The organism is Flavobacterium phycosphaerae, assembly GCF_010119235.1.
Taxonomy (GTDB): domain Bacteria; phylum Bacteroidota; class Bacteroidia; order Flavobacteriales; family Flavobacteriaceae; genus Flavobacterium; species Flavobacterium phycosphaerae.
The window spans coordinates 2,830,779-2,855,023 of the sequence record NZ_JAAATZ010000001.1 but is presented as its reverse complement, the minus strand read 5'-3'; the positions used below and the strand labels follow the sequence as shown (position 1 = coordinate 2,855,023).

24 protein-coding genes, 1 tRNA gene and 1 pseudogene are annotated in these 24,245 nt (G+C 38.7%); 5 read left to right on the top strand and 21 right to left on the bottom strand.

Annotated features, from left to right (window positions below; translation table 11 throughout):
• Positions 1-60 precede the first annotated feature (60 nt).
• From GUU89_RS12840 to GUU89_RS12805, 7 genes and pseudogenes are all read right to left on the bottom strand, one after another.
• Positions 61-134: transfer RNA gene (locus GUU89_RS12840), tRNA-Arg, on the bottom strand.
• A 76-nt stretch (positions 135-210) separates the two neighbouring features.
• On the bottom strand, positions 211-351 hold the full coding sequence (locus GUU89_RS12835; RefSeq protein WP_162128293.1) for an SsrA-binding protein: 141 nt from the start codon (positions 349-351) through the stop codon (positions 211-213).
• A gap of 76 nt (positions 352-427) precedes the next feature.
• Positions 428-2,862: pseudogene (locus GUU89_RS12825) on the bottom strand (outer membrane beta-barrel protein).
• An 87-nt stretch (positions 2,863-2,949) separates the two neighbouring features.
• Positions 2,950-3,831, bottom strand: coding sequence for a hypothetical protein (locus GUU89_RS12820; RefSeq protein WP_162128290.1), 882 nt, complete (start codon positions 3,829-3,831; stop codon positions 2,950-2,952).
• 98 nt (positions 3,832-3,929) lie between these two features.
• Positions 3,930-5,780, bottom strand: a complete 1,851-nt coding sequence (locus GUU89_RS12815; protein WP_162128289.1) for a M56 family metallopeptidase — start codon at positions 5,778-5,780, stop codon at positions 3,930-3,932.
• 1 nt (position 5,781) lies between these two features.
• Positions 5,782-6,141: a BlaI/MecI/CopY family transcriptional regulator gene (locus GUU89_RS12810; protein ID WP_162128288.1), complete on the bottom strand. Its 360-nt coding sequence runs from the start codon at positions 6,139-6,141 to the stop codon at positions 5,782-5,784.
• A gap of 123 nt (positions 6,142-6,264) precedes the next feature.
• Positions 6,265-7,482: an MDR family MFS transporter gene (locus tag GUU89_RS12805; protein ID WP_162128287.1), complete on the bottom strand. Its 1,218-nt coding sequence runs from the start codon at positions 7,480-7,482 to the stop codon at positions 6,265-6,267.
• An 86-nt stretch (positions 7,483-7,568) separates the two neighbouring features.
• Between GUU89_RS12805 and GUU89_RS12800 the strand changes: the two genes are divergently transcribed.
• Positions 7,569-8,216, top strand: coding sequence for a TatD family hydrolase (locus GUU89_RS12800; protein ID WP_162128286.1), 648 nt, complete (start codon positions 7,569-7,571; stop codon positions 8,214-8,216).
• Between the two features lie 213 nt (positions 8,217-8,429).
• Entirely contained in the window at positions 8,430-9,149 is a 720-nt protein-coding gene (locus tag GUU89_RS12795; protein WP_162128285.1) for a hypothetical protein, read from the top strand.
• Between the two features lie 4 nt (positions 9,150-9,153).
• Here the strand turns inward: GUU89_RS12795 and GUU89_RS12790 are convergent, their stop codons facing one another.
• From GUU89_RS12790 to GUU89_RS12780, 3 genes are read right to left on the bottom strand one after another with little or no spacing between them, the layout of a single operon-like run.
• A complete protein-coding gene (locus GUU89_RS12790; protein ID WP_162128284.1) occupies positions 9,154-9,504 on the bottom strand; it encodes a DUF2200 domain-containing protein in 351 nt (116 codons plus the stop codon).
• Positions 9,505-9,544: 40 nt separating this feature from the next.
• Positions 9,545-9,940, bottom strand: coding sequence for an energy transducer TonB (locus GUU89_RS12785; RefSeq protein ID WP_162128283.1), 396 nt, complete (start codon positions 9,938-9,940; stop codon positions 9,545-9,547).
• A gap of 6 nt (positions 9,941-9,946) precedes the next feature.
• Positions 9,947-10,102, bottom strand: coding sequence for a VOC family protein (locus tag GUU89_RS12780; RefSeq protein ID WP_202924459.1), 156 nt, complete (start codon positions 10,100-10,102; stop codon positions 9,947-9,949).
• 194 nt (positions 10,103-10,296) lie between these two features.
• Here GUU89_RS12780 and GUU89_RS12775 point away from each other — a divergent pair, with 194 nt between their 5' ends.
• Entirely contained in the window at positions 10,297-11,019 is a 723-nt protein-coding gene (locus GUU89_RS12775; protein ID WP_162128282.1) for a tRNA threonylcarbamoyladenosine dehydratase, read from the top strand.
• A gap of 27 nt (positions 11,020-11,046) precedes the next feature.
• The gene (locus tag GUU89_RS12770; protein WP_162128281.1) at positions 11,047-11,703 is read left to right on the top strand and encodes an HAD family hydrolase; all 657 of its coding nucleotides are present in this window, start codon (positions 11,047-11,049) and stop codon (positions 11,701-11,703) included.
• On the opposite strand, the gene GUU89_RS12765 is transcribed toward GUU89_RS12770, so the two are convergent.
• The 3 genes from GUU89_RS12765 to GUU89_RS12755 are packed head-to-tail and all read right to left on the bottom strand — an operon-like array spanning position 11,700 to position 14,166.
• Positions 11,700-12,986 carry a cryptochrome/photolyase family protein gene (locus GUU89_RS12765; protein WP_162128280.1) on the bottom strand — a complete coding sequence of 429 codons (1,287 nt, stop codon included), beginning with the start codon at positions 12,984-12,986 and terminating at the stop codon, positions 11,700-11,702. The two genes, GUU89_RS12770 and GUU89_RS12765, sit on opposite strands and share 4 nt — an antisense overlap.
• 3 nt (positions 12,987-12,989) lie before the next feature.
• Positions 12,990-13,694, bottom strand: a complete 705-nt coding sequence (locus GUU89_RS12760; protein WP_162128279.1) for an SDR family NAD(P)-dependent oxidoreductase — start codon at positions 13,692-13,694, stop codon at positions 12,990-12,992.
• A 1-nt stretch (position 13,695) separates the two neighbouring features.
• A complete protein-coding gene (locus tag GUU89_RS12755; protein WP_162128278.1) occupies positions 13,696-14,166 on the bottom strand; it encodes an SRPBCC family protein in 471 nt (156 codons plus the stop codon).
• Positions 14,167-14,300: 134 nt separating this feature from the next.
• On the opposite strand from GUU89_RS12755, the gene GUU89_RS12750 reads away from it, so the two are divergent.
• Positions 14,301-15,155: a DUF2911 domain-containing protein gene (locus GUU89_RS12750; RefSeq protein ID WP_162128277.1), complete on the top strand. Its 855-nt coding sequence runs from the start codon at positions 14,301-14,303 to the stop codon at positions 15,153-15,155.
• Positions 15,156-15,211: 56 nt separating this feature from the next.
• Here GUU89_RS12750 and GUU89_RS12745 read toward each other — a convergent pair whose 3' ends face one another.
• From GUU89_RS12745 to GUU89_RS12710, 8 genes are all read right to left on the bottom strand, one after another.
• A complete protein-coding gene (locus GUU89_RS12745; protein ID WP_162128276.1) occupies positions 15,212-16,933 on the bottom strand; it encodes a sodium:solute symporter in 1,722 nt (573 codons plus the stop codon).
• 107 nt (positions 16,934-17,040) lie between these two features.
• Positions 17,041-19,539, bottom strand: a complete 2,499-nt coding sequence (locus GUU89_RS12740) for a PIG-L family deacetylase (RefSeq protein ID WP_162128275.1) — start codon at positions 19,537-19,539, stop codon at positions 17,041-17,043.
• 96 nt (positions 19,540-19,635) lie between these two features.
• On the bottom strand, positions 19,636-20,019 hold the full coding sequence (locus tag GUU89_RS12735) for a hypothetical protein (protein ID WP_162128274.1): 384 nt from the start codon (positions 20,017-20,019) through the stop codon (positions 19,636-19,638).
• Positions 20,020-20,279: 260 nt separating this feature from the next.
• A complete protein-coding gene (locus GUU89_RS12730) occupies positions 20,280-20,741 on the bottom strand; it encodes a hypothetical protein (RefSeq protein ID WP_162128273.1) in 462 nt (153 codons plus the stop codon).
• A 163-nt stretch (positions 20,742-20,904) separates the two neighbouring features.
• On the bottom strand, positions 20,905-21,435 hold the full coding sequence (locus GUU89_RS12725; RefSeq protein ID WP_162128272.1) for a mechanosensitive ion channel domain-containing protein: 531 nt from the start codon (positions 21,433-21,435) through the stop codon (positions 20,905-20,907).
• A gap of 26 nt (positions 21,436-21,461) precedes the next feature.
• Entirely contained in the window at positions 21,462-22,661 is a 1,200-nt protein-coding gene (locus tag GUU89_RS12720; protein WP_162128271.1) for an AI-2E family transporter, read from the bottom strand.
• A 31-nt stretch (positions 22,662-22,692) separates the two neighbouring features.
• Positions 22,693-23,286, bottom strand: a complete 594-nt coding sequence (locus GUU89_RS12715; protein WP_162128270.1) for a Maf-like protein — start codon at positions 23,284-23,286, stop codon at positions 22,693-22,695.
• Positions 23,279-24,205, bottom strand: a complete 927-nt coding sequence (locus tag GUU89_RS12710) for a geranylgeranylglycerol-phosphate geranylgeranyltransferase (RefSeq protein WP_162128269.1) — start codon at positions 24,203-24,205, stop codon at positions 23,279-23,281. Before GUU89_RS12710 ends, GUU89_RS12715 begins: the two co-directional genes overlap by 8 nt.
• Positions 24,206-24,245 lie beyond the last annotated feature (40 nt).

The following is a 24,245-nucleotide window of genomic DNA, read 5'->3' as shown; positions in this document are numbered from 1 at the left end:
ATACTGCCTTAAAACAAAAAAAATGATCAAGTAAACTTGTCATTTTTTCTGTTTTATTTGTGACCTCGACTGGATTCAAACCAGTAACCTTCTGAGCCGTAATCAGATGCGCTATTCAGTTGCGCCACGAGGCCTTTTTTGTGGGTGCAAATATAAGTATTAATGTGTAATATGCAAACGTAAAATACAATTTAAAGAATATTTTTTGCATTATTTCAATGCCCTGCAAGTAACATAATACCGCCAGCCGATAATGGCCATTTGCCACTTTTTGGCTTTAGCTAAATCCAATTGTTGTTTGGTAAAACTCGGTAAAATGAGTTTGTTGAGTTGGGCTAAAAGGCGATACATAGTTGTTGTTTTTACAAATGTAAAAAAGTAAAAAGGACTACAGTTGCCTCAATCTTGTTTTTGATGGTTTTAAAAATTAGTCTTTTACTCTGTTTTTTTCACTTTCGGCCCCATTGGCATCGTATTGGTTTTTTGGGGTAAAGGATTTCCCGAAACTATAAGCAAATGTCATGGCTACATAGCGTGAGTCACCTTTGTTTCTCCAATGGGCTTCGGTATTGTGCAAGTTTTTGATGATACCGTTGTTAAGCGCGGAGTAAAAGATGTCATTGACTGCCAATTTCAAACTGCCTTTATCTTTTAAGATTTTCTTCTGAACGCCTAAATTAATATTCGATCTCGATAATAATACAAATTGTGAGGAGACTATATCGGTTTGATAAGTACCGTTTACTTCTGCTGACCAGCCTTTCGGAAGTTTAAAACTGTTATTCATCATAAAATACCAGAAAGTCCCTGAGGATCTTAAATCTTCAGTATAAAGTTGACTAACATAGCGCGCATGAGTTACTTCACTATAAACATTGGCTGTCCACCATTTGGCAAACGGAATTTCAGCATTCAGGTTAAGACTGTAAATCTCGCTTTTCCCGATATTCCCCGGGCGGCTGTAGTAAATTCCATTATTGATTTCAATGGTTTCATTAATTTCATCTTTAGAGGAACCATAACTCAACGTGGTTGAAAAAATCCTTTGTAGCGATAAGACAGCTCATAATTATTAGCAAACGAAGGATTCAAAAACGGATTTCCGGAGTAGAAGGTGAACTTGTCCAACGGACTAACAAAAGGATTCAAATCCTGAAAATAAGGACGGTTAATTCGCCTGCCGTAGTTAAGCACTAGTTGATTGTTTCCTATAGAATCCAGTTTGTATTGTACATAAACGGTAGGAAACAAACTGGTGTAATTTCGTTTGAATTTAGAAGAAGCTTGTTCCACATTACCTAACTGATTTCCTCTGGATTCGGTGTTCTCAAGACGCAAACCGGTTTGAAAAGTAAATCGTTTATAGTTGGTGTTAAAATTCACATAGGCAGCATTAATAATCTCATCGTACTTAAAATGGTTGCTCGATTTGTAATTAGGAATCTCGTTGTCGTTAATTACATCGCGGTAATCGGCTATATTGTCGGTTTGGGTGTAGCTGACTTTGTAGCCGGTTTCCAATTGCCCACCATTTTTTACCGGTAGAGTATAATCAGTTTTGAGGGAATAGATGTTGATGTCCGCCGGCAAATACCCTCTCAGTTCATCTTGACTCGAAAGTGAATTATCGGGTTGGTAAATAAAATTAGTAAAGCGTTGCTTGGTTGAAGTAGTGTAGTTTAGATAGTCAACATCAACCGTTATTTTTTGGCCAAGCGTATCCATTTCATGCCTGAAATTTAAATTAATGCCGCCATTGCTGAACTTATCTTTCTCGTTGTTTTGGGCAATTATTGTTGAATCTAAAACGTTGTTGGCATCGGTCAGTTCGCTTTTTACCGCTGAGTTTTTGGTGCCTTTTTTTAAGATGCCGGTAAGTCCGATACCAAGCGTTGTTTTGTCGGAAACATAATAATCTAAGCCCAACTTGGTGTTAGCCGTCTGTACCTCATAGTTTAAATAACTGTTTTGATAAAAAAGGTTTTTAGTGGTTTGGTCGTCATTCTTAAATTTCCTGAAAATAAACAAATCATTAATCGGGTTTTGACGTGCATACCCAATGTTTCCAAAAAGACGTACTTTATCATTCAAATAATTCATATTCACGCCTTGTCGAGTCCCTGTTCTTTTCCCTTGTGAAACTCTTGAGGTTACGCTCCCGTTGAATCCTTTAGCTTTGGTTCTTTTCGAAACTATATTAATGATTCCGGCGCCACCGGCTGCATCGTATTTTGCCGGAGGATTGGTCATCAATTCTATTTTATCCAATGTGCTGGCCGGTAGTGATTTTAAATAGGCTTCTAAGTCGGCCCCCGATAAATAGGTGGGTTTGTCATCTATGAAAACCTGAACACCGCTTTTTCCTTTGAAGGTTATCGTGCCGTTTTGATCCACGGAAATTCCGGGTGATTTTTCTAAAACATCCATGGCGTCACCACCGGCAGTTGTTATCAACGCATCCACATTGACTACCGTGCGGTCAATTTTATTTTCGATTAAAGGCTTTTTCTTTTTAACTACCACTTCATTTAACTGGTTGACTCCCGTTTCTGTTAATGGGATAGGAGGTAACTCCACTATAGGATTGTTGGTATTGAGAGTTATAGTCTGACTCTGCATCACTTTATACGCCGGGTCTTCTATTCGGATTTGATAGTCGTTTTCCGTTAGGTTGGTGAATTCGAAATTCCCTTCCGCATCTGTCACTTCTATTTTAATAACCGTAGCCGTTTTGGCAGCAAGCAGTGTTACCGGGAGTTGACTCAGCGTTTTATTAGTGGAAGACATTACGCGGCCTTTGATCTTAAGAGCCGATTGTGCTTTGGCTATTCCGGAGATTAGGACAAGCGCACTGATTAACATTTTGATTTGATTGTTCATTTTTTGATTGATTGGTGTATAAAAAAACCACTAAGAGTTTAGTGGTCTTTTGTTAGTTTTTGTTACGGTTTAGGCTTTTTGTGTTTTCAAGCTTGATTTTGCTTTTTGTAATTCTTTCTTAGCTTTCTCCATTTCCTTTTTAGCGTCCAGCATTTCTTCTTTAGCCTTTTGCAGTTCCTCTTTAGAACTCTTTAAATCTTCAGGGTCATTTTTTGATTTTTCCGATGGGGCTATTCCTTTTTTAGCCATCATTTGATCTATTTGTTCCTGCATTTTCTTCATTTGCTCGGCCATATCCCCAAAATTATTTTGATTGAATTGGAAGCCCGGAATCTCTTCATTACTGAATAATTCCATTTTGTTGTTCTTTTTTATTTCGTCCAGTTCTTCTTTTGTGTAATCATCGCCTCCTTCAATAACGTTGCCATCCTCCAGCACCAAAGGCTTTTTATCATCTCTTTGAATAATAATTCTTGAACTGCTTTTGCCAAATGGAGCGTCTTTTTCATCATTGAAATTAAAGCTGAATGCTTTATCCATAGTGTTCGGATTGCCAAACTTTGAAGAAAATATGTCGTTTTGTGAATTGCTCGGGTCGCCAAAACCTACTTCCTCATTCTGCTTAAAGAACTTGATGGTGTTGATTGGTTTTTGGTTGTCTAATTCCATCGTGCCTTTGCTACCGCCGGCATCGGTATACTCTACTTTAATAGCTGTGATTTCTCCTTTGTCGTTGCGTTTTAGGTTTGAGTACTTAATGGTAACGCCATGTTCGGACAATGCTTTGATGTCGTCGTTCATTTCGGTTTCAGGCGTGCTTTTATTCCAAGTCATATAAATGTTATCGCTTGGTTTTTTATCGCTTAAAACCAATGCCTTTTTACCTTGTGCTACTAATGGTAAGTGAATTAGCGGGATTAGCAGCAATAAATAAAACAATTTACTTTTCATGATTTTTAAAAATTAAATGGGTTTATTAATCGTTTTTAAAACTGTAACAAACTTATAAGGATTCCTTTTTTCGAAAATAAGGTTTTACACTTTTTTAACTATTTTTTCGCCGGTTTTTTCAAGTTGGCTCTTTCTCTTTCAAACTCGGCTTTGGCTTTCAGCATTTCTTCTTTGGCCTTAATCATTTCATCTTTGGCTTTTTGCATTTCTGCTTTAGCGCGTTCCATTTCGGGTCTTGCGGCATCTATTTCCATTTGGGCACGCTCTATTTCCGGTTTGGCACGTTCCATATCCGCATGGGCTCTTTGCATTTCTCTTTTTACTTGTGCTCTGATTTGCGGACTCATTCGCTTCATTTGAACTTGGGCATCTGCCAAGGCATTGCTTCTGATTTTGGCCATATCTTGTCCGTTGATGATGACTTGAGCGCTTTCACCGTCAATATTCATTTTGAAGGAATTTTTAAGTTCGTCTATTTCTTTTTTAGACAAAATACTTTCATCTCCTTCCATCACTTTTCCGTCAACGATAACTAAAGGCGCTTTCCCGTCTTTTTTGATAACGATTTTTGAATTCCCATTGTCACTATTAATCCACGTCATGGCTTCAGGAGCCTCGGGTGCTTCTGCCGCTTCCGGTGCCTCAGGGGCTTCCGGAGCCTCTATGTTTATATCAACATTATAGTTTTCCGGAATGCTGTCATCAAATTTATAGACAAAATGCTCTCCGTTGCCGGCAGTAGTACCATTGGCATGCACTCGGAATGATTTAGGCGAACCAAAGCCAATAGATTGGTTGTTTTTAAAGAAAAGTATCGGTTTGATAGGCTCGTCACCGCTTACTTGAGTAGTACCTTTTTTACCGTTTTCATCTTTATAGGATACTTTGATACAGGTAATTTCACCCGAAGTGTTTCGTTTTACTTTTGAAAATTTCAGGGTTACGCCGTGCTCGTCTTTTAGTTTAGCCGCTTCATGCTTTAGTTGGGCATCAGAACAGTTTTTATCAATTTTGACGCTAACTTGATTAGGGTTGCTGATGTTTTTGGTCCAAGTGGCCAAATCGATTTCTTGTGCTACGACTTTGATTTGGAATAACAGTACAAAACCAACTAAGGCCGGCAGAATTACCGCATACTTCCAGGTGTTTCTTTTGTGTGATTGATTGGTGTTTAACATAACGATTCGTTTTTTGATTAATGATTGATAAAAATGATTAGTGATGGATAGGCAGTTTTGATGAGAAACTACTTTTAATAAAGCGTGTTGGTAGGCTTGTCGGTCGTCCAGTTGTTGAATGGCCTTTTGGTCGGCTATGTATTCCAAGTTTTGCGCTATGGCTTTTTTATACAACCATATAAACGGGTTAAACCAGAAAACTACGCAGAACAATTTGGTAATTAAAATATCAGCCGAGTGGCGTTCTTTGCTGTGTACTTGCTCGTGTAATATGATGCTTTGGAGCTCGTCATCGGTATAAAAATCGGAGTTGTACACGATGTAGTTGAAGAACGAAAAAGGGGAGATGTTATCGTCTAAGTCAACTAGTGTATACCCCTCTCTTTTAAACATTTGCTGTTTGTGAAGCATTCGATAGAGTGAGTATAAATTAAGCACAATTCTAATCACTAAAACTAATGCAATGAGACTATAACCAATCCAAATAAGTTGCATCCAATCAAATGCTTCAACAGCTTGTATTTCTTTTGTGTTTGAGGTCGCTTGTTGGGTGTAAGCCACTAAATCTTCCAATGCCATTTTAGGTCTTTCTACCCAAACTATTTTTTTGATAAAGAACAAAGGCAGCAAGGCTGAGGTAAACAATCCGGCTAATAAAAACCAACGATTGCCGTCAAAGAACGTTTCTTTGCGTACTAAAAAGTGATAAGCCAAATAGAACATGGCTAACAGTCCGCTCGATTTTACTAAATAGATGAATAGTGTTTCCATACTACTGCTTTTTCTCGATTATAGCTAAAATCTCCCGTAATTCATCTGCTGATATCTTTTCCTCTTCGGCAAAAAAGGAAACCATGTTTTTATAAGAACTATTGAAATAGGTTTCAATAGCCGTATTCATAAACCGCTTTCTGTACTCTTCCATTTTTACAATAGGATAGTACTGATGGGTGTTACCATACGCATTGTGCGCTACAAATCCCTTTTCTTCCAAGTTTCTTATGATAGTGGAAAGGGTGTTATAATGTGGCTGGTCTTCTGTTATCTCGGCCAATACATCTTTTACGAAAGCTTTTTTTAACTTCCATAAAATTTGCATGATCTCTTCTTCCTTGTTCGTTAACTTTTGCATGAGTGATTGTATTTGAAACCAAACTTACAACTATATTTTTAGTTAACAAACTATATTTATAGTTATTTAACTAAATTTTAAGGAATTTGCTTTTTTACTAAAAGGAAGGAGCGGGAGTAGCCGTTATTGGTTTTCGGCTTGTATCAGCCTATAGGCCCAGAGACCAAAGCCGGTTCCGATGATTCCCAAGGTGCCCATGAAAAGCCAATTGGCCGTATAGCCATAATCCTGAATGATTTGCATCCCCATTTTAGAACTCAGGATATGAGCCATACTGAAACTCATAGTATAAATAGCCATATAGCGTCCTTCATGGCCTTTAGGGGCACGGCTTAGTGAGACCGAGTTGGAGAAAGGAAAAGAGAACATCTCGCCCAAAGTCATAAAGAGCATCATGATGACCAATATGCCTACCCAAGCGGTAATCAGCATTAAATACAAACTAATAGCCATAAAGAAGCAGCCCAGAAAAACTACTTTGACTTTGTTGATTTTTTTGCGTTCAACGAAACTCACCAGCGGCATTTCGAGGAAGAAAATCAGTAAGCCGTTCATCGTTAGCAACAATCCGGTTTGAAATTCACTCAAATGAAACTGTTCTCCGTGGTATAACGGGATGGTGGTGAATACCTGAAAGAACAAGATGCCGCAAACTAAACAGCATGCCTGAAATATCCAAAAAGGTTTGTCTTTGAAAACCGATTGAGGTACGACTGCAGTTGGTTGTTCTTTATCCAAGAAAGGTGATTTCTTTTTTTCTTTGACTAGTGCCCAAAAGATAAGGATGGACACGATACAAGTGGCGCCATCTACCCAAAACAACCCGCGATAGCCAATAGTCATAATGATTAGACCTCCTAAGGCAGGCCCGGCAGAAAACCCTAAATTCACTGCCAACCGCACTAAGGTTAAAGCCCGTGTTCGGTTCTCGGGTTTGGCATAAGCTCCTATAGAAACAAACATGGCCGGACGAAACATATCGGCTATGCTCATCAATACAAACATACCGATACACAAGCCTATAAAGCTGGTAATGAACTCTACGAAAATTAACAATACCCCGGTAGTCAGCAAACTGAAAATCATGATGCGGTAAAAGCCAATCTTATCCGAAAGTTTGCCCCCCAGCCAAGAGCCCAGCATAGAACCGCAGCCGAAGCAAACCATAATCCAACCCACCTCACTATAGGTAAAGCTCAAATCTTCTTTCAAATATTTAGAAAGAAACGGCAATACCATAGTCCCTGCACGATTGATGAAGGTAATAATGGTAAGTATCCATATTTCGCGAGTAAACCCCTTGAAATTATTGATATAGCGTTGAAAAGCGGTTAGGAGCATGAAGTGATGATTGATGTACTACAAAAGTAGAAAACTTTATCGCTCGCTCCGGTTGTACCGTTGTAACTTTTACACTATTTTTGAACATGGCCTATTTTAATCTCCATACGCACAAGTTTACCAATCAACCCGACAGGCTGGAATTGGTCAATCAGTATCCATGGGCATTTGACAGCAGTATTCCTCAGTATTCTATTGGCATCCATCCGTGGTATATTGAGGAAACTCGATTGCCAAGTGATTTGCAACTCATTGATGAAAAACTAGCCTTACCCGAATGCCTGGCTTTGGGCGAATGTGGTTTGGATAAGCGCATCGACATTCCTTTGACTTTACAAATCGAAGTGTTTGAAAAGCAAATAGCCTTGGCCGAAAAACACCAAAAGCCATTAGTGCTCCACTTGGTAGCGGCGTATCAGGAGTTGCTTGAAATAAAAAACCGCCTTCAGATAAGTGTTCCGGTGGTATTGCATGGGTTTTCTAAAAATGCACAAGTCGCCAAGCACTTGGTTGACCATGGCTGTTACCTTTCTTTTGGCAAATACTTGTTGCGCAATCCCGAATTAAAAGAGGTCTTTCTTTCGGTACCCAATGACCGTTTTTTTCTGGAAACCGATACCATAGAAGAAACCTTAGAAGAAGTGTATGTCTTAGCCGCTCAATACAAAGGGATTACGGTGGAAGCCTTGCAAGAGCTGGTGGAAGCCAACCGGATGCAGGTTTTTGGCATTTGATTTCAGGGTTCCTTTTTTTATTCTATGGGTTGATTTGCACGCTCCAATACATTAGTCGTCTGTTTTGGTTCGGTTTTTGTTTTGTCTTTGTTCGCAAAAAGATGTTTTTTTCGCAAAGTGATGGTTTTTTGCCCCTACCTTAGGGTAGCACAGGTACGAACAAAACCCGAACAAAACCCGACTAAAACCCGAACAAGATAAAAGAGAGTTACGATGGCTATTTTAAAAACAGAAGGTGATTTTCCTAAAAGAATAGGGAATTATGTATTGTACCCTTGGGGCGATAGAGTAGTAGTGAAGGCCGTAAGCGGCTTTGCTACGGAAACGCTGAAAAATGCGGCTCATTATGAACCCAGTCGGCAAACGGCAAAAGAGTTCGGAAACGTTTCTTCCTTGTGCAAAGCAATACGAGTGGCTTTGTATGGTATTTTGCCCAAACAAAACAACTTGGCCGTGGTCAATGCTTTTACTAAGAAAATGAGAGAAGTAATTACTTGTGATACCACGGCTGTCCGAGGAGAACGACACTTGACAACTGCTTTAACCACCCTTGAAGGCAAGCAACAACTAAAAGGGTACAATTTTAACCCTGAGGCTAAAATGATCCTAGCCTGTCAGATTAGCAAAGACTCTTTAACCTTTAAAACAAATGACCTACTGTTTCCTGAAACAGCCAACTACATTGGGTTTAGGGTGCATCGCTTGGCTTTTGATTTTACCACTGATGCCCTTGAATTAGTCAGCACCAACTGTATTCTGGAAAGCAAAACTTCTTTGCCAAAGCGAATGAACTTACCCTTGCCTATAAAAGCCAATACCATCGGTACCGTATTTACTTTACTGGAAGTACAGTTTTATATTAATGCAAGGGGAACTTATATTCCTATGTTAGAGGATGCAAGTAAGAGTGTGGTGATAGTGGATTTAGTTTAAAACCTTACTTTCTTAAAATCTTCTCCATGGCTTTTCCTTTGGCCAATTCATCAATCAACTTGTCTAAATAGCGTACCTTTTGCACTAGGGCATCTTCAATGTTTTCTACCCGATACCCGCAAATAACACCGGTAATTTTGTTAGCATTAGGGTTAAGTTGAGGTGCCTGATTAAAGAACGTTTCAAAATCAACACGTAGGTCTATTTGTTGTTGCAAGCTCTTTTCGTCATAGCCGGTTAACCAATAAATAATGGCATCTACTTCGGCTTTGGTGCGTCCTTTTTTCTCGGCTTTGTTAATATAATGCGGATAGACACCGGCCACTATCATCGTATATATTTTGTTCTTTTCCATTAGGGTATTGCTTTGTTTTTGTGGGGAATCTTATAACGGTTTAAGTCCCAATGATTAAAGGGAGCGAATAAAGTACTCTAACCGTTTTGCCGTTTTGTTTTCCCGGAGTCCACTTTACGGGTAAGGTGGTTAAGATTCGAACCAGCTCTTTGGCTTTCAGGATATCTACCTGACGCAAGATTTTCACATCGGTAAGCGAGCCATCCTTTTCGATTACAAACATAGCGTATACTTTTCCTTTTTTTTCTGAGGCATAGCCTGATTTCAGGTAGCTTTCATTGACCATAGCATTCAATTTTTCAATGCCTCCCGGAAATTCGGGTTTGGTGTCGATACCGGCCGTATTGTAAATGTTATTATCGGCTTGGGTTTCGGTACTTTGAGAAAAGCCGGTAAGAGAACAAAGCAGTAGCAGTAAAAGCGTTATTTTTTTCATAAGGAGTTAGTTTATTTTTTCAGCAAAAGCAATAATATGGCCATCCAAATCAGCAAAATAGCAGGCTCGGTCACCCCAATCTCTGTCTGAAATCGGACTGATTAGTTTGGCGCCGCTTTGGATAGCGTTGTCGAATGCAATATTTTCAATGTATAAATACAATTTATATCGTGGAATCTCTTTGCTTTCAGCGGGCAAACATTATTTAAACAAATGCAGCATAGAAAGCTAATGTACAACTTTTTTAAACGTATTTATAAAATCCGACTTATACTGTTAACAGTACCATTGTATATTTTTGTTTATTTTTGCGGCTTGTTTTTAGTCTAATAATCCAAAAAAATAAGAATTCAGTAATGGCAAAGTGGCAAGAAAGAGCAGAGCTTTTATTTAAAGCCGAAGGGTTAAACAAGTTAAAAAACGCCAATATTTTGGTAGTCGGACTGGGAGGCGTAGGCTCGTTTGCGGCTGAGTTTTTGGTTCGTGCCGGGGTAGGGAATATGACCATTGTTGATGGGGATGTGGTAGATATTACCAATGTAAACCGTCAGTTGCCTGCCTTACATTCGACCGTGGGGATGCCCAAGGTGCATGTGGTTGGGGATCGATTGATGGATATTAACCCTGAGCTGAACTTGGTTAGAGTAGAAGAGTTCCTTTCGCCTGAAAGAGCGTTGGAAATTGTGACACCCGAATTTGATTACGTCTTAGATTGCATTGACAGTATAACGCCCAAACTGAATTTATTAATTGCTGCCAAACGCAAAAAAGTAAAAGCCATCAGCAGTATGGGCGCCGGAGGCAAATACGAGGCCAGTAAAGTAAAAGTGCGCGACATTAGCCGAACAGAGTATTGCCCGTTGGCCAAAAACGTTCGTAAGCGGTTGAAAGACGCCAAAATATCCAAAGGGATTAAAGCGGTATTCTCAACCGAAATGCCCGATCAATCCAGCGTTAAACTGACCGATGGTAAAAACTTTAAAAAGTCGTTTTATGGGACCAACAGTTGGATGCCTTGTCTTTTTGGGTTGCACGCGGCCGAAACTGTGATCAAGCATTTGTTAAAATCAGAAAAATAAAAACGTAGCTGCCCAGCTTCTCTACCTATGATACAGACCGTAATCTTTGATATGGATGGTGTAATTGTGGACACCGAACCGGTACATCATTATGCTTACTACCAGCATTTTAAGCAACTCAACATAGCGGTTACGCCCGAAATGTATGCTTCGTTTACGGGGAACTCCACCAAAAATATTTTTGAGCGACTCAAGGCCCAATTCAACCTGAAAGAAGAGGTGGCTGATTTGGTAGAAACCAAACGCCAATTGTTTAACGATGCTTTTGACAGCAAAGAAGATTTGTATTTGCTGGAAGGCGTTGAAGATTTAATTAAAGAATTGTATGCCAATGGGATGCAGTTGGTTTTGGCTTCGTCCTCAGCCACCGTTACGATTAACAGAATATTCGATAGGTTTCAGTTGCATCAATATTTTACCCATATCGTTTCGGGGGAAGATTTTCCTAAGTCAAAACCGCATCCGGCTATTTTTCAGCACGCTGCTTATTTGGCACAAACCCCTATAGAAAACTGTATAGTCATTGAAGACAGTACCAATGGTATTTTAGCGGCTAAAGCGGCCGGAATTTATTGCATAGGGTACGACAGCTATCATTCGAAAATGCAGGATTACAGCAAGGCCGATAAAGTGATTAGCAGTTTTAAAGAATTGAGTTACGACCTAATTAAGCATATTCATTAACCCACCGCTTTTTTATACGTCACTAAGCAACGCTCTCGTGCTTCTTTGTGATCCACGATAGGAAGTGGATAGTCTAACGTATTCAGTTCCGGCACCCACTTTTTGATATAGGCCAAGTCTTTGTCAAACTTCTTGATTTGTTCTGTCGGGTTAAAGATTCTGAAGTAAGGCGCTGCATCTACACCGCTACCGGCGGCCCATTGCCAATTCCCGACATTGCTGGCTTGTTCGTAATCTAATAGTTTGGTGGCAAAATAGGCTTCTCCCCAACGCCAGTCGATTAATAAATGTTTGCATAAAAAACTGGCCACAATCATTCTAACACGGTTGTGCATATGTCCGGTGGTATTCAGTTCGCGCATTCCGGCATCTACGAACGGGTAACCTGTTTGTCCGTCGCACCATTTTTGGAACAAGGCTTCGTTATTGTCCCAACGGATGGCATCGTATTTATCGCGGAAACTTTTAGTAGTGGTGTGCGGAAAGTGCCAAAGGATTTGCATAAAAAACTCCCGCCATATCAGTTCGTTCCAAAAGGTCTCGTTTTTTTCGGCTATGGCTTTAGCTACCATCTTTCGGATAGAAACAGCACCAAAGCGGAAGTAAATGCCCAAGTAGGACGTTTTGTTCATCGCCGGGTAATTGCGTGTGGCTTCGTAGTTTTGAATCAACGTTTCGGATACATCATAAGGCGTAACTTGGATGGAAGATTTTTCAAAACCAATATTTTCTAAGCTTAAAAACGGATAGGTGTGGACTGCTATTTTGTTGAGGTAGTTTTCTGAATCGTAGTTTGTTAAGGTTATCTTCTTAAAGTTTTCTTTCCACTTTTTTGAATATGGTGTATAGACAACATAAGGCGTACCGTCGTCTTTAACCACTTCACTTTTTTCAAAGATTACTTGGTCTTTACTGGTTTTGAATTCGATGTCATATTCTTGGAATAAATGGTACAATTCCAGATCACGTTTGCGGGCGTAAGGTTCGTAATCGTGATTGGTATAAACCGTTTTAATGTTGTTTTCCGTCAGGATTTTGTTGAATACTTCAAATGGTTCGCCATAAAACACCGCCATCGACTTCCCGATGGAGTTTAATTGGCTTTGCATTTTTTCTAATTGCTTGTGAATGAACGTTACACGCGCATCGTCTTTGGGCAGTTGAGCAAGTATTGTTTCATCAAAAATAAAGATAGGAAGCACTTCATCACTGTTTTTTAAAGCGTGAAATAAGCCGACGTTATCCTCTAATCGCAAGTCGCGACGAAACCAAAACAGGTTCATATCTTATGAATTAGCATTAACTAAAAGGGTTGACATACCGCCATCCACATGAAAAATTTGTCCCGAAATCCAACTGCTTTTATCGCTTAGCAGAAAGTCGGCCATTTGCGCCATATCCTGAGCAGTCCCCACACGTTTTAACGGATGACGTTGGGCTGACTTATCTTTCTTCTCCTCGGAGTTTAAGAATTTATCAGCTAAAGGCGTATCCGTTAAAGAAGGCGCTATTACATTGACTCTTATTTTGGGAGCGTATTCGGCTGCTAAGGCTTTGGCAAAACCTTCGATAGCCCCTTTGGCTGCGGCTACACTGGTATGAAACGGCATGCCCATACCGGCGGCTACAGAACTAAACAGCACTATACTCGACTGTTCCGAAGCGGTTAAGTTAGGTAAAACCGTTTGAATGACTTTGATCAAACTAATGAAATTGATTTGTAAATCAGCTTCAAAAGCTTCGGGTTTTAAGCCTTTAAAAGGTCGCAGGTTAATACTTCCCGGGCAATACACTAGTCCGTCAAGTACTTCGGGGAGTTTAGTTTTGTCTAATGTATCCGTCAAGGCATCAAAGGGAATGTGGGTGCAATGCAATCCTGACAGGTTTTCACTTGTTCTGGAAGCCACATAAACATGGTGATCGTTTTGCAGTTCTTTGACTAAGGCTAGGCCAATACCATAGGAACCGCCTATTAACAGTATGTTTTTCATTTTAAGGTTGTTTAAATTCGCCAAACAATTCAATTAGTTTTGTTCTTCTATACGTAAAGATTTCGTCTAGTTTGGGTTTTACTAAAAAAGGATGTACCAATTGGCCCAAGATACCCAAAGGAAGTTTGTAATCTACTATATCTTCCATTTCTACGCCGCCCGGAATTTCTTTTAAGAAATGCTTGTGGTGCCATAAGGCATAAGGCCCGAAGCGTTGTTCGTCTACAAAATAGGTTTGGTCTTTTACATGAGTAATTTCGGTGACCCATTTCATAGGAATACCTAAGACAGGCGTTACTATATACTGAATAATTTGTCCCGAAAACATAGCTCTGTCATCACCTGATAAAGTTTTGAATCCCATGTAATCCGGGGTAATGACTTTCAGGTTTTTTGGGTTGGATAGGAATTCCCATGCTTCTTCTAGGGAAATGGGCAGGTTTTGTTTGGTATGCAGGGAGTATATTTTCATTGTTATTTTTTGTAAAAGTACAAAATGTTTAATTATTTTTAATAAACATTAAACAAATATATTTAAGTTATTCTTAACATTCGTCAACTTATACTATTTGTAAATTTGAACCAACATCAAAAAAAACCAATCTCATGAAAAAAATTATTTTTGTTTTGGCAACCATCATTGCTAACTATGTGATTCACGCTCAAGTGAAAACACCTGCTCCAAGTCCGCACTCCACACTAACGCAAGTAGTTGGATTGACCGATGTTACTGTTGATTATTCAAGACCCAGCGCTAAAGGGCGTGTAGTTTTTGGCGATTTAGTGCCTTTTGGAAAATTATGGAGAACAGGAGCTAATGCTAATACGACCGTAACATTTAGTGAAGATGTTGTCATCAAAGGAACTACATTGAAAAAAGGAAAGTATGCTTTATATACTACGCCAAAAGCCGATATGTGGGAAGTAATTTTTTATACCGACACGGATAATTGGGGTACCCCGGACAACTGGGATGTTAACAAAGTAGCTTATACCACCAATGTTGACCCTATTGCTTTAGGTAATCCGGTAGAATCGCTTACGGTTTCGATTAATAATTTGACTAATGACAGCGCTACTTTAGATATTTCTTGGGAGAAAACGATGGTGTCATTGAAATTTGAAGTGCCAACACAAAAAGCCGCTATGGCCAGCATTGAAAAAGCATTAGCCGGACCAACTGCCGGAGACTATTTCTCTGCCGCACAATATTTTTATCAGTCAAATGGTGATTTAAACAAAGCGTTGGACTATGTAAACAAAGCCGTTTCCATGGTTAAACCGGGTGAAGATGTTCCTTTTTGGCAATTGCGTTTGAAGTCCTTAATTCAGGCCAAATTAGGCGATAAAAAGAATGCTATTGAAACCGCAAAATTATCATTAGCCGCAGCCGAAAAAGCTAAGAATGCCGATTACGTTAAAATGAATAACGACAGTATCAAGGAATGGAGTAAGAAATAATTCCTTTTCCAATAAAATAAAAGAAGCCACGAACCCACCAGGAATTCGTGGTTTTTTTATGCGATTTCTTTTTCTTTATCTTTCAACACCAATTGGAAAAGGATGGACAAGACCACCGTTAATGTAGCTCCGATGAAGTTCAGCCACAGGTAACCCAGTTTTTCCTGTCCGGTAGGATAGATGTGAATAGTGTAATAGTAAATGAAAAAGATGGTAGTTTGGCTGATGACGGCACTGAAAAAAATGGCATTGGCTTTAACGTATTTGATATAAAAACCAACCAGAAAAACACCTAATACGGTTCCGTAGAATATAGAGCCTACTATGTTTACCAGCTGAATTAGGTTTTCAAACAAGGTTCCTACGCAAGCAAAAAGTATGGCTATAATTCCCCAAAGTAGTGTGAATGCTTTGGTAGCATTTACAAAATGTTTCTCTGATTTTTCGCCTTTGACGTTTCGTTTGTATATGTCGATAGCTGTTGTAGAAGCTAATGCCGTTAAGCCCGAAGCGGAAGAAGACATGGCTGCTGAGAATATTACGGCCAACAAGAGTCCGATTAAACCTGACGGCAGGTAATGCAATATGAAGTAAATGAAAACATAATCTTTGTCGTTGGTTTCTGCTTTTCCGTCTACTTTTTCAATGATTTCTTTGGCTTGTTCGCGTAAATCTTTTTCTTTTCCGGAGAGTGAAACCAGTTTGTTTCTTAAAATAGGGTTGTCGTAATTTTGATTTAAATGGTCAATATACAGCAGGTTGTATTCTTTTTTTTCTTCGGATAAATTGGTTAGCTGTTTTTCAAGCGAGTTGTACTGCTCGGCATAGGTTGATTTTTCTACAGCATTTTTATTAATAGGATTGAAATGCAACGGCACCGGATTGAATTGGAAAAAGACAAACACCATTACACCGGTTAACAAGATAAAGAACTGCATGGGTACTTTGAGAAAACCGTTCATGATTAATCCCATCTGACTTTCGCGGTCTGATTTACCCGAAAGGTAGCGTCCCACTTGCGATTGATCAGTACCAAAATAAGACAGCATCAGGAAGAATCCCCCGGTAATGCCACTCCAAAACGTGTAGCGGTTTTCAGGATCGAAAGAGAAGTCCAAGATGTTCATTTTACCATTGGCACCGGCAATATGCAAGGCGTTGGAGAACGTCATATCATTGGGCAATAAATGTAATATCAGGAAAAAGGTAATAAACATTCCGCTCATGATGATGAACATTTGTTGCTTTTGAGTTACGTTTACGGCTTTGGTTCCACCGGTAAAAGTATAGATGATAACCATGATGCCGATAATCACATTCAGCATCGTTAGATTCCACCCCAAAATAGAAGAGAGAATAATCGCCGGAGCATAAATGGTCAATCCGGTTCCGAGTCCTCGCTGTACCAAAAAGAGGATTGCTGTAAAGGAGCGTGTTTTTAAATCAAATCTTTTTTCTAAATATTCATAAGCCGTAAAGACTTTCAGCTTGTGGTAAATAGGAATAAATGTGATGGAAATGACGACCATAGCTATCGGCAAACCGAAATAAAACTGCACAAATCCCATGCCGTCATGATAAGCTTGTCCCGGAGTAGAGAGGAAGGTTATGGCGCTGGCCTGTGTTGCCATTACTGATAAACCTACCGTCCACCAAGGGGTTTCCTTATTTCCTAAAATATAATCTTCTACGTTTTTGCTTCCTCGGGTTTTGTATACGCCATAGGAAACTATAAAAAGTAAGGTTACCGATAAAACAATCCAGTCGAGTTGCTGCATATTAAAAGAATAATTGCATTAGAATAAAAAAGACGATAATATAAATAGCATTGATGATTAAGACCCAAGTGTAGCTATTCTTCCATGATGATTTCTTAGTTTCCATATTATTTTCCTATTGCTATCATGTTGGCCAGTAGTCGGAAGGCCCCCGGAACGCCTTCGGGCAATTCACGAAAGAAGCTCAGTCCGGTATAAATATAATTTCCTTTGCCGTATTTGGCAAGTAGTAACGCTCCGTCTTTTGGTTTCTCACCTTTGTCATTGGCTGAGATAACTGCTGTAAAATTGGAGTCCCATTCACTTGGATAGTACAAACCTTGTTCCTGTTTCCATCCTTTGAAATCCTCAGCGGTTATTTTGTTTGGATAATTTAATACCTGATGTTTTGGTGCTAAAAAGCGAACTTCTGCATTTTCTTCGGTCACGCGGTCGCGGGAAATTTTTATCGGATAAGGAGCGATGTCTTTGGTTACCAAATCATCTGTAGTGTTGTATTGCACTATCATTGTTTTCCCGTTTTTGACAAAATCTAACAGAATTGCTTGTTTGAACGCTAACGCATTGACCACATTATAGGCACGAATTCCGGTCATTACCACATCAAATCCTTGCAACTTTTCGGCACTGATTTCTTCCAGTTTCAGTAGTTGGACTTCATATCCCATCTGTAATAAACTTTTAGGCACTTCATCACCGGCGCCCATGATATAGGCAATTTTTTCATTTTTGGTTTTAATTTTTAAACGAATGCCTTTGGCTTCGGCCGGTTTGATTACCATTTGTTTGTAAATGTGCGGATAGTTGATGTCAATTTTGTTTTGGTCGTACGATTGTCCGTCAATAGTCACTATGCTTTTGATGTCGATTTCGCTGGCTTCTTCAGAAGGAGAAACGGTAAAAACCGCCAATACTTCCTGTCCTTTTTTGTCAACGGTAAACGGAATTTCTGAAGGAGAGGCTTTCCAATCTTGCGGCACTTGAAGTTTTACATTGCCACTGAGGTTGTCTTTTCCGGCTTTTACTTTTACCGTGATGGTTTTACTTCGGTCATTATTGAAAATGTAGACTTTCTCGGCAATAGAAGAAGTAGCCACCGGAACAATATCCAGCGGTTGGTAGACTTCGCCTTTTACATCATCGTTGTATTTGTAAACCACATTGCGTTCATACGGAATGTTTACGCCGTTAATTTCAAGAACAAAGAACACTTTTACTTCTCGAATGATGTCCGGTTTTCCAATGTTTTGCTGATTGTCTACACGATACATCCCGACGGTTCCTTTTTGGTTTAACCAATAGGCATTAGTATAATTGAGGTCATTGGGAAGTTGCAGTTCAATGGATTTAGTAATCGATTTGTTATTCGGCATCGGCGTGATTTCCTGCGTGTTCATCGAATTGGGATAAGTAACAATGGTGTTCCAATTGATTGCAGCGGAACTTCTGTTAATGGCTTCCAATTTAACTTTTAATGTACTTCCCGGCGTAGCTTCCTGAGTATCGGCAACGGCTTCGAGATACAAACCGGCACAACCGGCAATAATTTTTTTGATTTCTTCGGATTTAAGACTTTTCCAATGGGTATCCTCCAACTTTTGAATTAAATCATAGGCTTTTACTAATTCCGGAATACTGGCGGAAGGGTTTTTGAAATCAAAGTTTTTCTCAACGACAGCAAGAATATCGCCTATAGGTTTGCCATTTTTTACACGATTCCAAGTGGTATCAATGCCTTCAAAAAGATTGGTTTTATTTTGAGGAGTTTCGCCTTTCAGGAATTCCAGGTATTCGTCTTCTTCACCACGGGTTCCGGTAGAGCCAAAACCTTGTGACTGATGACGACTTCGACTCAACGCGGCAATTTCCTGATTAGATTTACCCATTGATGGGTAATAGGTTCCTATTTTAAGGTTGATTAAATTGGTTTTGTCAGCGGCATCAAATTTTTCTTTACTGCCATAAAACCACCACGAGGTGTTGAAAAATAAGCGTTTGGGTTGCCAGGTGGTTACATACTGCAATTGATTTGGAAAAACTGTAGCATCGTTTACTTTGTCAAAAGCTTCGAAACTCAACATAGCTGAGGAAGTATGATGCCCATGCGTAGTGCCCGGCGAACGATGATCAAACCGATTGATGATTACATCCGGTTGAAACTTTCTGATGGTCCAGATAACATCGCTAAGCACTTGGTCTTTGTCCCATATTTGTAATGTTTCATCAGGGTTTTTAGAAAAACCAAAGTCATTGGCGCGCGAAAAGAATTGTTCTCCGCCATCTATTTTTCGTGCTTCTATTAATTCTTGTGTGCGAATAACGCCCAGTTGTTCCCGTAATTCAGGTCCGATAAGATTTTGTCCGCCATCGCCACGGGTTAACGATAAATAACCGGTGCGGGCTTTTATATCATTGGACAAATAGGAGATAAGACGCGTGTTTTCATCGTCGGGATGCGCTGCAATGTATAGCACGGAACCTAAAAAATTCAGCTTTTGAATTTGATTGTATAAGTCGACAGCATCAGGTTTTTGGGGCTGTTGTGCCCAACCCGATTGAAAAGTGAAAAGTAAAACGGCAATAGAAAAAGTGTAAAGCTTTTGCATTTTATAAGCGTTAGAGGTGCAATAGCTTCAAATATACAGATTAAATAAAAATGTATGTTTTAATTATTTTTATTTTAACAATCGTGCAGATTTAATCTAATCTGTTCCGCCGGTAGTAGCGTAGGCAAATCTTCCTTTAGAGTTGTAAGGATAGATTTTTTTGTGAAGCAATATCAATTGATACGGATTCTCATCATCAAAATTATTGATGGTTACCCGGGCTTTATTGTATAATGAATAGCCACCAAAGTTTTCAGGAAGTTCAGGAGCAGTTACCCATTCGCCTTTTTCTTTGTAGTAATACACCATTTTCAGATTATCGAAATAAGCTTCCAGATTAGGAAAATAGTAATAGCGAAGGTAACAGTTGTTTTTGCTGTTGATGGGTAATGATTCTTTTTTTATTGCAGTCTCTTGTGCATGGATACCATTGGATATCAAGGCAATAAAAAGGACGAGGAGTACTTTAGTCGTTTTCATGTTTTTGTAGATTTGGGATTAACAAAAATATCGAGCGGCATTTTTAATAAAAATCTACGACAAAGATATACAAAGATTTGGTTACAAATCCGTTAATAAGATTGGATTATCGATGAAATACACAGTTTTAACAAAATACTAGGAATTGTATTATTTTATATAATTGATTATTAACTACTTAGTTTTTGTTCTATTACTGTCAAAAAAGTAAAGGCTGAGAAATTTCTCAGCCTTTACTTATGACGGTTTATAGTGTTTTTTTATTTTCTTCCGTGGCCTTTACCATGACCATTGCCATGACCTTTACCATTTCCGTTATTTCCTTTGAAATTGCCATTGTGGTTTCCGTTATCATGACCATTTTTCTTCCAGCCATAATCCCCTTTGTATTTTACTTTATGCTGTTTATAATATACGTAAGGCGTCCTTCCGTGATAATCGGTTAAATATACTGTATGTCCATGATGCAAATCGTATCCTCTGTAACGAGCCGGAAGATAAGCACTACGTCTCCATGCACCGTTTCCGAAATAAATATAAGCTCGTGCCGGTACATCATAGTACACTCCGATATCCGGAAGATAGTAATATTCTACTTCAACGGGTGCTGCAGGAGCCCAAACCGGAGGTGTTCCAATATTGACATTCACAGAAACTTGCGCTTTACTACTTACCGTAGCCGCAAACAGCGCTACCAGTAATACTAATTTAGTTGTTCTCATAATTCTCTTTTTTAATTTAATTGCTGCTATTTCTATGATTGAAATGTTCAGAAATATAAGTCAATTAGATTAGACATAATTTTTGTTATTGTATAAAACAAAATTAGTTGGTCGATAGCCAAAGAGTGTTACATGATTTTTTTTAAAATTTACATAATTAAAATTAATCCGTAAATTCTGTATCATCATACTTTTGCCTGATGATAGAAATTCCCTTTTGTAAGAGTAAGTTGTTAGGGTAGGTGATGCGTTCGCCTTTGTCGGTTTTTAAATAGATGTGAAACGCTTTGATGTCTTCAATTTCGGCTTGAATCGGAAAATCTTTATCATGAACACTGATAATATCTCCAATCCGAAAAGGAAAAAAGAAAAACAAAATAATTCCGGAAGTGATATTACTTAGTATTGACCATTGGGCAAACATGGCTACACCCACCACGGTAGTAACAGAGGATAAGGTGAAAAGAATGTCTTTTTTCTGTACGCCCCAAATTACAATAAGGCAAACCAATGCCAGTATATTGATTAATAGATGAATGTATTTAATAACTAAATTCGTCCGATGCTCCATGATAGAGGAGAGTTTGGCATAACGACGAATCAATTTGGCCACTAAAACTCGCAGCACAATAACAAGAACTAACAGAATTCCGGTTGCGATTACCTCTTTGGCAAAATCAGAAAAGAAAGTCATATCTTTTATCTAAAGTTAATTTAAAACTAGTCGCTCTTATTTTCAATGGTATCGTTTTCCTCATTTTCAGGAACGATTTCTTCGGGAGTATCACTGCTGAAATTGATGGTAGTGGTGGAGGTGTTGTAGTTATACAACGGAATTTTGATTTTGTGCCATTCGAAGGTTTTCGGTAAATCATCTCCCATCAGATAGCCCCAAGGTTCTAAAGATTCTATTCGGTCGAAAATCACTTTTATAATGGCAATAATCGGAATCGCTAGAAACATTCCGGTAATCCCTCCTAAAACATTGCCAACAATAATTCCGACTATCGAAACTAGTGCATTGATTTGCACTTTTGAATTGACAAACAGCGGAACCAATATATTATTATCGATAAGTTGCACAATAATATTCACCACAATTACTCCGACGACAATTGATAAATCTGTGGAGCCTGAAAGCGAAACCACTATACTCAAGGCGCCGGCAAATAGTATTCCGATGTAAGGCACCAAATTCAAAATTCCGGTAATGATGCCTAACAAAATAAAGTATTCAATACCAATAAGGTACAAGCCAATGGTTGTTAATACTGAAACCGCTACCATTTCAAATAGCAATCCTACAACATAACTTTGGACGGCTATTTTGATTTCGTATAGTATTTCGCGTAGTTTTTTGTGGTGTATCGGTTTATATAATTTGATTAAAAAAGTAATAAATAAATTTTGATACAGTAGAAAAAGAAAGGTGTAAATAGGGATCAGCGTTAGATTTAAAACGATATCCGTAAACGAATTCAATGTGCTTCCAACGATTTGTTGCCCAGAAACCAGCGTGTCTTTGGTGGCATTTGTGATAATCTCGTTTTGTTCTCTTTTACTCAAATGAAAATTATCCCGAATCAATTGCTGAAAATGCTCAATATGGTAATAGAAGTTATTCTTTATTTTGCTCCAATCATTGGCCATATCACTCACCTGAAGGGAAATAAAATAAAAGACACCCAGAAAGAGCATCACAAACAACACTATAGCAAAGACTACTGCAATGAAATGAGGAAAACGAAGTCGCTTGATCAAAAAAGTAACTACCGGGCGCAAAATAATGGCAAAAAGCAACGAAAGCAGTATCGGAAAAATAATGTCTCGTCCTAAATAAGTAATCGTGAACAGCCCAATCAAACAAAGTAATATGGCTGCCAGTTTAATATAAAAGGGGAATTTTACGGTTTCAGACATACTTTTTATTTTATTGAAAGGTAGTTATTTTTTAGTTCTCTGCCTCGAAGTGACTCAAATAGTGATACACTTTTTCGGTTGGCAGCCCGACGACATTGGTATAGGAACCTTCAATTTTGGTAATGCCGACTAGGCCAATCCATTCCTGAATGCCGTAAGCACCTGCTTTGTCAAAGGGTTTGCAATTATCCAGGTAATAGTGAATGGCCGCTTCGGTAAGTTCGTTAAAAGTTACTTTGGTGACTTCAAAAATAGTTTCGGTTTTGTGTATCGTTTTGAAGCATACCGAGGTGATTACTTCATGCGTTTTATTGGATAATGATTTTAAAATGGCTACTGCATCATCGTAATTTTTGGGTTTGCCCAAAGCTTGGTTGTTTAGCCAAACAATGGTGTCGCTCGTAACCAATAGCTCATTTTGTTGAAGTTCTCCATCAAAAGCACCGGCTTTTAATTCAGCCAAATAGTTAGTAATTTCTACCCCTTGCAGGTGGTCCGGATAGATTTCTTCAATGTCTTTCAACCGAATGTCAAAAGTCAAATCCATGTCCTTAAAAAACTGTTGCCTTCTGGGGGAACCCGAAGCTAGAATAATTTTATAGTTTTTGAGGTGTTCGTTATCCATGATTTTTGATGTTAAAAGTAATCACCACCACTGAAAGTATGCCGAAGAAAATAATCCATTTCAATACAGTACTCAATAGTTGGAAATCTTTTTTAGCAGTGGCATTCCACATTTTGATTACAAAGAAAATCATCGGCCCTACGATTAAAAGCAATCCGTAAATTACAGCATAATACAGTTGGTTTGCCATCAGGTAAGTGTTGATGTACCAAAGTAAGAGTAGTGTTGCCATAATCCCTAATCCAAAGACCACTTTAGCCGTTCGGTTTACACCAATAGCAATAGGTAAGGTATTCATTCCTTGGTTGTAATCACCATCTACGTCTTCCATGTCTTTAATAATTTCCCGAATGAGATTTAGTATAAAAGCAAAGATGGCATAGTCCATTAAGAAAGAAAAAATGACCGACATTTCGCTACGGTTATCAGCATAAGTCAACGGCAGCAAATCAAAAATGCTTATGATTAAAATACTCATTGATAACACCAACGCCACTATGATATTACCGACCAAAAGCATCTTTTTAAAGCTGGTAGCATATAAATACAATACCGTTACTATGATGATAAAAAGTCCTCCAAAAGTAGGTTTCTGAATCACATTCGACAGATAAAAACCAATGCCGACACCGGTTACATTCAGTGTAAAATACAAGTTGTATCCCATCGCTTCTGATATGCTTTTACCGATAATCACATGATTGGGTTTGTTATCCGCATCGGTTTCCTGGTCCATAATGTCATTGATTACATAACCCGCGGCGGCAATCAAAACGGTAGACAAAACCAATAAACCATACTGAATATCAGTTAAAAACAAATAAATCGCTTGGTATTTCAAAAAACCATAACGAAAAATCAGTTGCATTAATGCCAATAGTAAAAGGTTTTGGTAACGTATTAGTTTTAAAAAGTTCATTTTTGCTGAATTCAGTAATTTTTGATTTGTTGTAGTGTAA

Coding starts and splice junctions, on each gene's coding strand:
- GUU89_RS12810 (WP_162128288.1), bottom strand. CDS start 6,141: ATGCAAAAGTTAACGAACAAGGAAGAAGAGATCATGCAAATTTTATGG.
- GUU89_RS12720 (WP_162128271.1), bottom strand. CDS start 22,661: ATGTCTGAAACCGTAAAATTCCCCTTTTATATTAAACTGGCAGCCATA.
- GUU89_RS12800 (WP_162128286.1), top strand. CDS start 7,569: ATGGCCTATTTTAATCTCCATACGCACAAGTTTACCAATCAACCCGAC.
- GUU89_RS12750 (WP_162128277.1), top strand. CDS start 14,301: ATGAAAAAAATTATTTTTGTTTTGGCAACCATCATTGCTAACTATGTG.
- GUU89_RS12795 (WP_162128285.1), top strand. CDS start 8,430: ATGGCTATTTTAAAAACAGAAGGTGATTTTCCTAAAAGAATAGGGAAT.
- GUU89_RS12730 (WP_162128273.1), bottom strand. CDS start 20,741: ATGAGAACAACTAAATTAGTATTACTGGTAGCGCTGTTTGCGGCTACG.
- GUU89_RS12770 (WP_162128281.1), top strand. CDS start 11,047: ATGATACAGACCGTAATCTTTGATATGGATGGTGTAATTGTGGACACC.
- GUU89_RS12835 (WP_162128293.1), bottom strand. CDS start 351: ATGTATCGCCTTTTAGCCCAACTCAACAAACTCATTTTACCGAGTTTT.
- GUU89_RS12755 (WP_162128278.1), bottom strand. CDS start 14,166: ATGAAAATATACTCCCTGCATACCAAACAAAACCTGCCCATTTCCCTA.
- GUU89_RS12775 (WP_162128282.1), top strand. CDS start 10,297: ATGGCAAAGTGGCAAGAAAGAGCAGAGCTTTTATTTAAAGCCGAAGGG.
- GUU89_RS12765 (WP_162128280.1), bottom strand. CDS start 12,986: ATGAACCTGTTTTGGTTTCGTCGCGACTTGCGATTAGAGGATAACGTC.
- GUU89_RS12715 (WP_162128270.1), bottom strand. CDS start 23,286: ATGGATAACGAACACCTCAAAAACTATAAAATTATTCTAGCTTCGGGT.
- GUU89_RS12710 (WP_162128269.1), bottom strand. CDS start 24,205: ATGAACTTTTTAAAACTAATACGTTACCAAAACCTTTTACTATTGGCA.
- GUU89_RS12745 (WP_162128276.1), bottom strand. CDS start 16,933: ATGCAGCAACTCGACTGGATTGTTTTATCGGTAACCTTACTTTTTATA.
- GUU89_RS12760 (WP_162128279.1), bottom strand. CDS start 13,694: ATGAAAAACATACTGTTAATAGGCGGTTCCTATGGTATTGGCCTAGCC.
- GUU89_RS12815 (WP_162128289.1), bottom strand. CDS start 5,780: ATGGAAACACTATTCATCTATTTAGTAAAATCGAGCGGACTGTTAGCC.
- GUU89_RS12820 (WP_162128290.1), bottom strand. CDS start 3,831: ATGAAAAGTAAATTGTTTTATTTATTGCTGCTAATCCCGCTAATTCAC.
- GUU89_RS12740 (WP_162128275.1), bottom strand. CDS start 19,539: ATGCAAAAGCTTTACACTTTTTCTATTGCCGTTTTACTTTTCACTTTT.
- GUU89_RS12790 (WP_162128284.1), bottom strand. CDS start 9,504: ATGGAAAAGAACAAAATATATACGATGATAGTGGCCGGTGTCTATCCG.
- GUU89_RS12805 (WP_162128287.1), bottom strand. CDS start 7,482: ATGCTCCTAACCGCTTTTCAACGCTATATCAATAATTTCAAGGGGTTT.
- GUU89_RS12735 (WP_162128274.1), bottom strand. CDS start 20,019: ATGAAAACGACTAAAGTACTCCTCGTCCTTTTTATTGCCTTGATATCC.
- GUU89_RS12785 (WP_162128283.1), bottom strand. CDS start 9,940: ATGAAAAAAATAACGCTTTTACTGCTACTGCTTTGTTCTCTTACCGGC.
- GUU89_RS12725 (WP_162128272.1), bottom strand. CDS start 21,435: ATGACTTTCTTTTCTGATTTTGCCAAAGAGGTAATCGCAACCGGAATT.